The 12,154-nt window shown below is 51.0% G+C and carries 11 protein-coding genes; 6 read left to right on the top strand and 5 right to left on the bottom strand.

The window, feature by feature from the left end; all coding sequences use genetic code 11:
* Window positions 1-54 precede the first annotated feature (54 nt).
* Window positions 55-1,443, bottom strand: coding sequence for an MDR family MFS transporter (locus HF569_RS06885; RefSeq protein ID WP_168901846.1), 1,389 nt, complete (start codon window positions 1,441-1,443; stop codon window positions 55-57).
* A gap of 94 nt (window positions 1,444-1,537) precedes the next feature.
* Between HF569_RS06885 and HF569_RS06880 the strand changes: the two genes are divergently transcribed.
* The gene (locus tag HF569_RS06880) at window positions 1,538-2,137 is read left to right on the top strand and encodes a TetR/AcrR family transcriptional regulator (protein WP_168901845.1); all 600 of its coding nucleotides are present in this window, start codon (window positions 1,538-1,540) and stop codon (window positions 2,135-2,137) included.
* Window positions 2,138-2,438: 301 nt separating this feature from the next.
* Here the strand turns inward: HF569_RS06880 and greA are convergent, their stop codons facing one another.
* Entirely contained in the window at window positions 2,439-2,918 is a 480-nt protein-coding gene (gene greA, locus HF569_RS06875; protein WP_168901844.1) for a transcription elongation factor GreA, read from the bottom strand.
* A 72-nt stretch (window positions 2,919-2,990) separates the two neighbouring features.
* Here greA and HF569_RS06870 point away from each other — a divergent pair, with 72 nt between their 5' ends.
* The 4 genes from HF569_RS06870 to HF569_RS06855 all read left to right on the top strand — a co-directional run bounded on the left by HF569_RS06870 (window position 2,991) and on the right by HF569_RS06855 (window position 7,410).
* A complete protein-coding gene (locus HF569_RS06870) occupies window positions 2,991-3,410 on the top strand; it encodes a hypothetical protein (RefSeq protein WP_168901843.1) in 420 nt (139 codons plus the stop codon).
* A 573-nt stretch (window positions 3,411-3,983) separates the two neighbouring features.
* Entirely contained in the window at window positions 3,984-4,739 is a 756-nt protein-coding gene (locus HF569_RS06865; RefSeq protein WP_168848865.1) for a response regulator transcription factor, read from the top strand.
* A 12-nt stretch (window positions 4,740-4,751) separates the two neighbouring features.
* Window positions 4,752-6,080, top strand: a complete 1,329-nt coding sequence (locus HF569_RS06860; protein WP_168901842.1) for a sensor histidine kinase — start codon at window positions 4,752-4,754, stop codon at window positions 6,078-6,080.
* 4 nt (window positions 6,081-6,084) lie between these two features.
* Window positions 6,085-7,410, top strand: a complete 1,326-nt coding sequence (locus HF569_RS06855; protein WP_168901841.1) for a signal transduction protein — start codon at window positions 6,085-6,087, stop codon at window positions 7,408-7,410.
* Window positions 7,411-8,530: 1,120 nt separating this feature from the next.
* Here the strand turns inward: HF569_RS06855 and HF569_RS06850 are convergent.
* From HF569_RS06850 to HF569_RS06840, 3 genes are all read right to left on the bottom strand, one after another.
* On the bottom strand, window positions 8,531-9,421 hold the full coding sequence (locus HF569_RS06850) for an RluA family pseudouridine synthase (protein WP_168901840.1): 891 nt from the start codon (window positions 9,419-9,421) through the stop codon (window positions 8,531-8,533).
* Between the two features lie 86 nt (window positions 9,422-9,507).
* A complete protein-coding gene (locus HF569_RS06845) occupies window positions 9,508-9,963 on the bottom strand; it encodes a universal stress protein (RefSeq protein WP_020089089.1) in 456 nt (151 codons plus the stop codon).
* Between the two features lie 213 nt (window positions 9,964-10,176).
* The gene (locus HF569_RS06840) at window positions 10,177-11,154 is read right to left on the bottom strand and encodes a cation diffusion facilitator family transporter (protein WP_168901839.1); all 978 of its coding nucleotides are present in this window, start codon (window positions 11,152-11,154) and stop codon (window positions 10,177-10,179) included.
* A gap of 288 nt (window positions 11,155-11,442) precedes the next feature.
* On the opposite strand from HF569_RS06840, the gene HF569_RS06835 reads away from it, so the two are divergent.
* The gene (locus tag HF569_RS06835; protein ID WP_168901838.1) at window positions 11,443-12,147 is read left to right on the top strand and encodes a hypothetical protein; all 705 of its coding nucleotides are present in this window, start codon (window positions 11,443-11,445) and stop codon (window positions 12,145-12,147) included.
* Window positions 12,148-12,154: the final 7 nt, after the last annotated feature.

Below are 12,154 nucleotides of genomic sequence, written 5' to 3'. Positions count from 1 at the left end.
TTATGGCCTGTGAAGATTATTCAGTCAGCAGTGAAGCACCTGAAATAGGCAACCTTATGCGTGAGCTCGCTGGCTGTGATGGCTCAGGAACCATGCCGGGATGGCGGTGATCAGGATAAAGCCGACGGACCACAGAAAAGCGGACTGGTAAGCGGCATTCAAACTGCCACGAGAGATCTCATGTTGAATAATGGTTGCCAGAACGGCCGTCCCCATAGCACCGCCAATGTTTTGCAGCATCCGGGTGGCCGTGGTGGCTTCAGCGATTAAATTTTGCGGTAAGCCCACGTAGCTATCGGCCATGACGGGGATGGTGAGCCCGCCTTGGCCAATTCCCCGGATAAACAGGGCGAGTAGGACCCACCAGATTGAGGTGTGCGCCGTAAAGTAAACGAAGGGGAGTGTCCCGGCGATCGCGATGACTACGGCAACTAGGACGACCCAGCGCGCCCCAATGCTGTCGGTTAATTTGCCAATCTGACTACGCGAGATGAGTAACCCCACCCCCTGAGCAATCAAGACGGTACCGGACCAGACGACGCTGAGGCCGCGGGTATTTTGCAGGTACAACGGCAGTAGGAACATGGCCCCGTTGACGGCGATTCCCGAGAGCATCAGGATGACGGCAGCGGCATCAAAGGTCGGCGACTTGAAAAGCTGCAGGCTCACTAAGGCATGTTGTGGCCGGCAAGCCCCGTAAATCACGTAGGCCAGGAGGCTGATGACCGCGATGAGTAGTGGTGTCAGCACGTGTGCCGACTGTAGCCGGTCGCCCGTGCTAAAGCGCGTAATGCCAATGATCGCAAAGGTAAATAGACTTGCCAGGAGTGCCAGACTGGGGAGGTCAAAATGTTTTCCTTGATGAGGAGCCGGAAATGACGGTAACTTCCAGACCAGCAGGATCAAGGCCGTGAGTACCAGTGGAATATTGATGATGAAGATCCAGTGCCAGTTCAGGGCTTGAATCAGGTAGCCACCGATCGTCGGTCCTAAAATAGGGATGAGCACGGCGGGCATACCCACGACGGCCATGAGTTTGCCCAGCGCTTGACCACCTGCAACTTGGACGATAAGAGTCGTGATGAGGGGCACAATGGCGCCCGCAGCGATCCCCTGGATAATCCGGCCAGCAATCAGAATTGGTAGGGTGGTCGCCCAGCTAGAGAGCAGCAACCCCATTAAGAAGACGACGAGGGCGCCTAGATAAAGTCGTTTACCATCGAACCAGTTGGCCGCCCAGCCGGTGATGGGCACGGTAATGCCGAGAGCTAACACGTAACTGGTGGTAATCCATTGAACGGCGTTGACGGAGACGTTTAACGACTTCATAATAGTGGCAAGAGCAACGTTAGTCATAGTCGTGTCGAGTAGGGGCGCAATGGCACCGATAACGAGAAATAGGGCCAGTTGCGTCACTTGTTGTGCGGATTTTTGAGTAGACATAGAATCACCTGATTTTTGTTTTAGATACGGCCGTATCTTATATTCAGACATCCTACTCGTATCACGAGCTAAAAACAAGGGAGAATCGATCAAGATGGCAGAAAAAAAGACCCGTCGACGGGGAGAAGCGCTAAAGGAAGCGATTCTCCGAGTTACGTGGGATGAGTTACAAACTAAAGGTTATCAGCGGTTAACGATGGAGGGCGTGGCCGCGGCGGCTGCGACCACCAAGACCGTCATTTATCGGCGTTGGCCGGATAAGGCGCATCTCGTCATCGCAGCTTTTGGCAGGTTTGGCGGCTTTGATGGCTATGTCGTGCCGGATACGGGGAAGTTGCGTACGGACTTTCTTGCTCTAATGGCGCAGGTAGCGGCTTTCTTGGACAAACTAGCAGAAGAAACGTTTCGAGGATTACTGGCCGATCGACTACAACATTTGGACTTGGAGAATCTACTCACGCGCGCGAGCTCAGGCAACGGGATTCAAGCGATCGTGCAGCCAATGCTGGATCACGCTGCGGCTCGTGGTGAAATTGCGCACGCTGACTGGCCGGATCGACTGGTTAATCTGCCGGGAATCTTATTGATCAATGAGGTGATTACCCGCCAAGAATTATCGCTGGCTGCCCGGTACGAGATGGTCGATGAGATTCTATTGCCCGTTTTCGGTGCGACTGCACGGGCGCCTAAGTGAGTGAATCGCTGACAAGTTGGCAGTGACCTCATGAAAGATCCCCCTTCAGCATCAAAGATAACGATCCTAAAGGGGGATTTCAACGTGGTATACTATTTTTAATCTTACGCTTGAATGATTGAGAAATAGACAAACAGATAATTTCTACCGCCTTGCCGTTCGCCAAATTTGAGCTGGACCGCTTCTCAGGCCGCAGGCGATCCCCACAGCAGGCGGAATCTCTGCCTGCTGCAGGGGACGGGTTTAGGCTATTTTCAGACTAGAATTCTTGTCACTTCAGCGTTGGTAATGGCTTTAGTCCTTACGCTGGCTGGTGAAGCGTCACCGCGATCAGCGTGACTTGATAACTGGAATTAGGCGCTTTAATCGTCACCGTTTCACCGGGATGATGGCCTAACAGGGCGCGGCCTAGTGGCGAAACGCGGGTGATTTTGCCGGCTTCGAGGTCAGCCTCTTGGGTCCCCACGATTTGGTAGCTGACTTGGTCGTCGTCGTCCATAAATTTAAGGGTGACCCATTTACCCAGCTCGACGGTATCGTCTTGGCTGGGGGCCACGACTTGCGCGTATTGTAATTGCTTGTTGTAGAAACGCAGTTGGCTTTCCAGATGGCGTAAGTCGCGTTTAGCAGCAGAATATTCGGCATTTTCCGAGAGATCGCCGTGGGCTCGGGCCTCCGCCAGAATGGCGATCTTTTCTGGGCGATCGGCCTCAAGCGCCGCAATCTTAGCTTGGAGGTCCCGGTAGCCCGCCGCGGTGATGGGATTGAAATCTCTGGCCATGTCATGCACCTCATTCCCTAGAATTTACCTCAATTTTACCAATTTCTGTCAAAAAGAAAAGGAGTTCTCCTGATGAAATTATCCGGTACATATTGGTTACGACAGGCTGGAATTGGTCTGATCGTTATTTTAATCGTGGCCACCTTAGGTCATTTAAATTACACCCAGTGGCGGCTGATGCCAGGGATAACCGGTGCTGACTGGTATTTCCTGATATGTTGGCTGTGTTTTCCGTTCGCCAAATGGGTGGTGTTGGAAGATCGGCGGGAGGTCAAAGCGCCAACCATCCGTCGTCGTAAGAAGTCGCGGGCGGCTGACCAGACAGCTTCGGTCTATGAGAAGATGGCCCGCCCAGCGCGGGAACCCCGGTTGGAGGCAGCGCCCAAGACGCCATTGAAGTGGTACTGGCGGGTTTTGATCGACCTGGTGTTAGCGTTTGTCGGCCCGCTAATCTTAGGTGGCTTCGTCACTTATTCGCTACGACACAATTAAATTGCACTGATTTGTTCTGCTTTAACGTGCAAATATTGACGTTTTTGCGATTTAACGCTCGATAAGTAAAAAACATGATAGAGTAGTGACAGTTGGAAGGGGTCAGTTTTCACAGGACTGATGTTGCGAATCAACTAGTTAGAGTGTGCGTGGTTGAGGTAACTATTTGGGGGAGACCGCAACTAGATTCGCACCCTGAGATTATCTAATCTAGAAGGTGTCTGGCAGAGTAGAAGATTGGTCTGGGACTTTAGGTAGCAGGTAGTATAAATTTCAGCAATGGACTGAAGAGTGAGCGACTAAATCGGGTTATTCTCAATATCTAAGGCTTTCATGACTTTGTTAGAACTTGGGGGAGTGCTAATTGGGCCGACGCCGGTAATTAAATAATCCAGTTTGAAAGAGGATCATCTGAGGGGATGATTCCTTTTTTGTTGGGAGAAACGATTGCAACTTGTCAGAAATCAAGGTACATTTAGGGGTGATAGGGTTACGGTGTAATTGAGTTGTGGTATTGGTTAATTTAGTGACCAAAAGTAACTCAAACATGAGCGGTTGAAAGGGTATGATCTAATGTTAGCCGTTTATCTTTGTGAAGATAATCAAGAACAATTAGCGCATTATACGGATGTCGTCAAGCGATACGTGATGATCAATGATTATGATATGCAAGTGCGGTTGGCCACGCCTAGTCCCCAGGCCCTGTTGAAGGAGCTGGCGGACAATCCCCCCGAGTACGCGTTGTTCTTTTTGGATATTGAATTTCCTGCGGAAGACACGACGGGACTGGAAACGGCGATTGCCATTCGTAAATTGCTGGGCTTCGCTGAGATTGTGTTCGTGACGACACATTCGGAAATGGCCTTACTGACCTTCGAACGTAAGGTGGAGCCGATGGACTTTGTGGTGAAGGATTTAGGTCGGGCACAGATTGATCAAAAGTTACGTGAAAATGTGGATTACGGTTATCAACGCTACACCAACTATTTGGGCAACACGGAAAATCTCTTTAGCTATAACATCGGCGGCCGAACGTTTAGCCTGCCGATGGGGGATGTCTACTTCGTGGCGACGGCGCCAACGCCCCATAAGGTCACGGTGCACGCCGCTAATCAGCTGGTGGAGTTTCCCGGTTTTCTTAAGGATATTGCGGATCAGTATCCTGAACTTTATCGGACGGATAAGAGCTTCCTGGTTAATTTGGATAACGTGAGCGGGATTGACCAGGATACCCGCCGCTTGATTTTTCCTAATGGGGATCAGACTGACGTGGCAACGCGGCGGTTTCATGAGGTGAAGACGTTGGTACAAAAACATTTGAAGTCCTAAGAGGGTGCAAACATGGTGGACTGGTTTCAAATCTTCGGTCGACAGTTCTGGGTGAACTTGGTGCTGGCGGTCACGATGCAGTGGTTCATTACCTTATGGGTGGGGGTAATTCGGCCCCAAAACTGGAAATTACCCTTAAAGTGGATCGGCTGGGGTCTCATTCCCGCCTTTATCGGGCACTCTTGGAGTCTGCTGATTCCCCCGATTAGTGCCTTGACCTACTTGATTCATCACCGGCGTAAATCAACGCTGATCTTCGTTAATGCCACGATTGTCACCTATTTGGTCGTGGTGCTGGTGAATGATGTCTGTCGTCAAGTCTTCATCGAATTGTGGGGCGTCGCGTTTACCAATAGTGTGTCGGGACTAGCTGCTCGCTTGATTTTTCAATTTTTCATCTACATATTATTCTCGGTAGGTGTGTCCGGGATGCGATTACAGCCGGGGAATCTGGATGCGTTGGAGTTCAGCCGCAAGGAGCAATGGACCGTCGTCGCTTTACTGGGGAGTCTAGCGTTATTGGCGGAGATGTCCTCGCTGATTATTCACCAATTGAAAATTACGCATGCCATGCTGACGTTCGCACTGAGCATTGAACTGGTGATGATTCTGCTGATTACGGTCAGTCTGTTTGCGTTTCTACAAAGCTTTTTTCACCGGCAGCGCGTGCGTGCGAATGCCCAGGAAAGTCGTCTGAAACACCGGTACGATCAGCGGATGTCGGATCAGCTACAGGCGATTCGGCAGTTTACGCATAACTACCAGCAACAGATGCTACGGTTGGGAGATTACCTCGATGCTGAGGACTATGATGGCTTAGCCGCGTACTTTCAAACGCTCAACTCGCGCTGGTCAACGACGCATCATCTGGTGGGAATTGAAGCGGATGGCCTCAGTCAATTGACTGATCCGCCGTTGAAAAGTTTGCTATTTCAGAAATTGTTGGCGGCCCAGAACCAAGGGCGGGAGATTCGGCTAGAGATTCCCGATCCGGTCAAGACGATTCCCATGGATAGTATGCAGTTGTTGCGGGTGATGGGGATCCTCCTGGACAATGCGATTGAGGCGCCGGCAGTCGGTGAAAATACCACGATCTACTGCGCCATTTTGGATTATCCAACCTCGGTGGAACTGGCGGTAGCTAATCCCGTCTCCCCCGATAATCCGCCGAAAATCAATCAATTTATGCAGGCGGGCTATTCAACCAAGGGCAAGGATCATGGCCTGGGCTTGAGCACGGTGCACGATATTATTGACCACACGGATAACGCGGCCTTGCAGATCGCGATTAAACGGGGGCGGTTGTATTTCACGGTGATTCTAACGAAGCCAGGGAGGTGAGCAGATGATTACGGTTGATGTGGTGAGCTTTGGACTCGCGGACTTCTCGCTGGTTTTTTGGTTCGTCTACTTTCAGTATTATTGGTTTCCACGCCTGCGCGTGAAGAAGAATTTCTTGCTGTTTTGCGCGCTGATGGGGTTGGGGTTTATGGTCGTTGACTTGCTGAACCCGTTCACGGCGTCCAGTTCGCTGCTGGGCATGTTGCCGATTATTGTCCTGCTCGTTATTGAAGTGGGGATGCTCGCGGCCCAGAACAACTGGCAGTTATTGCCGGCATTTATCGATGTTTCAATTCTGGCGTATCTCTTGACGGAATTCGTGGATATGTCGGTGATTGCGGGGACGATTCGGTTGACGAGTGTCCGATTTGCGGCCAGCGTCTGGGGGACCCTCACGGAGCTGACGATTGATACGGTCATCTTTACCATGATTGCCATGGGTATCCTGTTGACCCGGGCACCGATGGAAAATTTGATTCACGCAATGTTAGGCCGATCATCGGAATATTTATTCTTGATCTTCATGACGGTGATCGGGCTCGTCTACATTCTATTTGAGTATTCACTGCAAAGTTTGGCCGACTCCGACCAATACCTGATCTTCTTAGCCGGGATATCGGGCACCTTGGTGATTGGCCTGACGCTGAGTACGTATATGCTCATGCAGACGCATTTGCAAGAAGAGCACACGCAATTACAGACCCAGCAGCAGGCATTTCGTGAGCAATACACGACGGAGCTCAACCGCCAGTTGGGGGCCGTGCGTAAGTTCAGTCATGATTATCAGAATATGTTGTTGGGTTTAGGCGGCTATTTGGAAGATGAAGATTACGAGGGATTTCGCCAATTATATATTGATATTCGGTCGGGCTGGCAGACCAGCAACGCTGCTGAGCTGACCGTTGATGATTTGACGAATATTCCCAACGCCGGCTTGCGTTACGGGTTATACCATAATTATTTATTGGCGCGCGAACAGGGGGTTCAGCTCTTCGTGAAGGTGCCGGAACCCCTAACGGCAACGGTGGCAACGCTGAAGGAAATGGTTAAACTCGTGGATAAGACGCTAGTTCCAATCTTGCCGGAGATCAGTCGCGTGCAGCCAGCCATCATTACGCTGGAGCTGACCGAGACCCCGCAAATGTTGCGTTTGTCGCTAACATTTCCGGTGCCTGCGGATGCGCAGGTGGATGGCAAGCACCGCGTCGTGGCTAAGCAGGGGATGCTGGATTTTTCTAAATTACAGCGTTCCTTGCCGCAGGCGGCCACCAGCAAGTTGACGGTTAAATTTCACTGGGGCCAATTGGTCGTTGCCTTACCGAAGGGATAGTTCAACCATTGGAAATTTCACAAAGTTGGTTTGCTGAGACAATTAACTGAAAAATAATCTAGTGGATAAGCGTAGCTCTGAAAACGCTTGCATTTCTACAGCCATCTGGTATACTGGGACTTGTAATACCAATCAATCTCTTGCAGGAACTCGAATAATTCGGCAGTTTGACGAGTTCTTAACTTTGTGAAAGTTGCTCTTATAGTAAATATTAGAGTTACCTTTATAAGGCCGGATTAGCCGTTGAGGTTCGTTCGGTGGAGAGACTCAATACTACATATTGAGATTATGGCTAAGCTGAGTAAACAGCGTTTTCCTGACTACAAACTTGAGGATGTTGTCGCTCAATGATGCTAGTGGACCGGAGTTGGTTGCTCCGGTTTTTTGTATGCAGGCCGCCTTACCGTTCGCCAAATTTGAGCTGGAGCGCTGTGGGGAGGACGGTTCGAGCCATGGAGCGGTCTCGAACCTCGCTTTGAGCCGAAAAATCGCGTCTCAAAGACGCCATTTTCCAAGAGAACCACTCGGAAAATCCCACGGCTGAGCTCAAATTTGACTCACTCACGGCTACATGGGTATCGGCAAGTCTTTCGTCTTTACCGGTCAACAGACACAGTATTCTTAGATGACTGAGGCAATGACAGATAAGATTGTCATCAATTGACTCCGAAGCGCTGAATAGCCACGCCTCCAAACCAGTGTTGTGGTAGAACACAATCAAAGCCAGAGGAGGTCAGGGATGGAGCCAGCTGTGAACGAGAAGACTGGTGCTCTTCCAGTCTGAAGCGTCCCCACAGCAGGCGGAATCCCTGACAGCCGCAGGCGACTGGTTTGAATTTATTATATTTTATTACAAGAAAAACCATCGTGTAGCTCAGCCGCATCCGAGACTACACGATGGTTTCACTTTATCAAACTAATTTAAGTTGAGTACTCCCCAAACCAATAAGATGGCCAACAGTCCTATGAGAATGATTAGGGCTAATTTTTGTTGCCAGCGCATCAAATCCCCCCTAGTCACATCAACTAAACACAGTATAACCGGATTTGATGATTAACAACCACAATCGTCTTCATCGTACGAAAAGTGACGATTACGCGTTTAAAGGTTGTGTAAGAGCTACTTTTGAGTAAAGTGGTCGAAATCAGCCGGTACAGGCGCTGTCACGGTCGTGAGCGATTGATCGAGGGTAAATGGCTGTGAGAAGGCTAAACGCCAACAGTGGAGCCGAAGACGGTTATGAGTAGGGGGTCCATACAGAGGATCGCCGATTAATGGATGTCCCGCCGCGGCAAGGTGAACGCGCAATTGATGGGTGCGACCGGTATCTAGCCACAGCTTGACGAGTGTAGCCTCGGCTTGGTGATCCATGACGGCGTAGTGCGTGATGGCAGCTTGGGCGTGTTCACCGTTGACCCGTCGTTTTCGGCGATCATCCGGGTCACGACCAATGGGATCGGTGAAGGTGCCACGGCCAGATAGGTGCCCGTGAACCCAAGCTAGATAGGTGCGGCGAACGCGTTTGTCCGCGATGTTACGCACCATAATAGGCACGACGGCAGGGGTCTTGGTCATCATCAGGGCGCCCGTCGTCTCCTGATCTAGGCGGCTCAGGATGTACGGTCCAGGCTGTTTCTCGCCGAGGTAGGCCGCCACGTGATTGAGCGTGGTTCCCCGTTCGCCGGGTTGATTGGGGTGGGTTTTACTCCCGCGGGTCTTGTTAATGATCAATAGGTCGGCCGTTTCATAGAGGACCGCTACGGTTGCGGCGCTGTCTGGCGCGACGTTGGGAAAGGGTTCCGCAAAGTCTTGCGGCAGGAAGGTCAGCTGAACCGTTTCGCCCCCGCTGACCGGTTGGTTCATCGAGCGGTACTGACCATTGACGGTGACGCGCTGGCTGATGCGCAGATCGTGAATGAGATGTTTCGGGATTAGCCAGGCCGTTAAAAGTTGGCGTAAAGGCTGGGCGGGTTGCCCACTGGGAATGGTGATGGTGTAGGTCCAATGCATACGGCAACCTCCTTAGTCACTGCGTTGGGGTGATTAATCAGACAAAATGACCCACCGCAAATGCGGCAGGTCATTTCAAAATTTGCTTATTTTGTAAGTTCTGGCTTAACGATCAACACGTCGCAGATTGCAGAACGACTAACATAATTGGTTACGGAGCCAACCATCAACCGTTCAACGGCGGTCAATCCAGTTGATCCAATCACGATCAATTCAGAACCGTGATCCGCTGGAAATTCGCGAGCGATAACTGGCTTAGGATTCCCGAAACGCACGTGAATGCTGACATCGGGAACACCAGCGTTGATTGCTTGTTGCTTCAAGCTTTCCAACCGATCTTGAACATCTTGGGAGAGCTTGTAGATGACATCGCCACTCACAGCGCCACCGTAAGTATCGCTGAATTGGTTGACTTCGAGGACGTTTAAGATATCAAGATGTGTTTGGTTACGTTTAGCGACTTCAATTGCTTTTTCTAAAACTGGTTGGGTTGCCTTGGAACCGTCAACGGGAACCAGAATGTTCTTGTATTGTTGTAACATATAGAATGCCACCCCTTCACGAGACATGTTGATACTTTACCTATACTATATCATTTATTGGCGACGGTGTAAGCACTTAATTATCTATCTGGCGGTGAAAGACCGTGAAAATGCCGTAATTAAGGGGGTTGCTGGATAGCAAAAAAATCTGCCGCTCACAATCGAAAATCCGTGGTCGTGCTGAGTTGTGACCAGGCTGGCGGTAGCGGCTGATTAGTCGGGGTGGATTTGATTGCTGGGAATCACCATCAGTGCTGTGGCCGTGACGTTAAAGCGCCGTTTCATGAGTATGTCGATTCGGCGCGTTAAATTGTAGATCGTCGTGGCGGTCATCTGCGGATCAACGGCCACGGTGACACTCACCATAATGAGATTGCCATCGTAATACGCTTTGAGAAAGACGACGGCGCGGATACCGGGAAAAGCCGCGACTTGTTGGCGATACTGGTCCTCCAATCGGGGATCAAAGTAGTCGACAAGGTTGAGACTGCTGGTACGGAAAATTTTTATCCCCGTGTAGAGAATGTAGGTCCCAAGAATCAAGCTGGCGAGGCCATCGAGCCACGTCGCCCGCCACCAGGCAATGCTCAGAATAGTCAGGACGGTGACGGCACTGGTTAGGGCGTCGGTCAGGGAGTCGCGGGCGGCCGCTGCTAAAGACGTATTCGCCAGGACCTTTGCCCAGTGACGATTGGCGAGCCATAACCACGTTAGTAGTAGGCTGGAAATCAATGCCCCCAGCGTGGCAACCCCTTGCTGAAGGTGATAGGTGGGCTGCTGGATCAAGACCAGGATCGCCTTGTAAATGATGTCAGCCGCAATGACGGCCATCACCAAGCCTGCAATTAACGTGTAGATGGTCTCGAAGCGAAACCGCGATTGCTGTATCCGTGGTCCGAGATGGATCTGATCTTCCTCAGAAATGGGCGCACCCCAGAGATCATCGTCCTTAGTCTTAGCGGCGATATACAGACCAGTCATCAGTAAGCCGGTCGAAAAGACCCCAGAGAAGTTGTTGAATGCATCCGCCCTCAGCAGTTGAGAATGCCCGAGTTGAGCACAGATGAATTCGACGATAAAGAGGGACAGGTAGACGATAATATTTTCCCATAGATGGTGGTGCGCGCGCCGTAAGTTAACGACAGTTTGGCGCTGGATTTGGTCCCAGGTGGCATGGGTTGTGGTGGGCATAACTGATCATCTCCGTAAGTCACGATTAAGTTGGCCTCAGTATCGGTCATGAGTAGGAAAAAGGGTTACTGGAAATACTTAGTTACGCTGTCCACATAATAAAATAAATTTTCGGTCGCAAAATTGACGACTGGGTTTAGCGGTTTTCCTCAAGCTCGCCGGGGCCAGCGTCACTATTAAAATGCTTATAAACGCTGATTTGACGGGCTTCATTTGGTTGGCAGCTTTGACGGATCAGCGTATAGTGACGAGTAAATGAGTAAACGGAGCATGGGAGGAGTCGCTACTTTGAGTGATTTGAAGACGATGGTATCGAAATGGCGGTACGGCTGGTTGGTCGGCTTGCTGTTGGCCGCGATGACTGGGTTGGGCATCTTGCGGATGCAGGGACTGAAGAAGGCGGTGGCTTTCCACCAGTATCTGTTAGGTGATTTTCAGCTTAGTAACTTGTCGCTGGTCGGCGTTCTGTTAATTTTACTGCCGGGTGTCGTGTTGTGGCCCCTGATTAAAGCGTTAGCCGCGCGGGGTACGGGTGCGGTGCGCGCTTGGCAAAATGTATTGGTGGTTAGTGGCTGGCATATTTTGTACAGTATGGTCATTCTGCAAGGACTCAAGTTAATTGCCCCACTGCCCATGCCCACCGCGAAGACCGTCTATACGAACTTAGACGCGTCATTAACGGGCGACTTTCTTGGCGCTGGCGGGGGCTTGATTTTCTGGCTGGTAACGATCGGGCTCGTGCAATTGGGCTTGGGAGAAAGTCATCCGCGTTGGGCGCAGTGGTGTCCCCTGAGCCTCGTACCGTTACTGCCGGGGATTGTCGGCCTGTCCGTCGTATTTCCAACCCAACTGACGAGGGTGGCTGCCGTCGTCACTGCGGTAGCGCCGCTGCTGATTCCACTGATCGTAGGCGGCGCCTTTGGAGTAATTGTCAGCTACGTAGATCGGATGAGCCACCGAAAAAATGTGCAACAAAAAACCGCCGCATCGTAGTGATGTG

This window comes from Levilactobacillus tujiorum, assembly GCF_012641185.1.
Classification (GTDB): Bacteria; Bacillota; Bacilli; order Lactobacillales; family Lactobacillaceae; genus Levilactobacillus; species Levilactobacillus tujiorum.
This window is presented reverse-complemented; position numbering and strand designations above follow the sequence as displayed.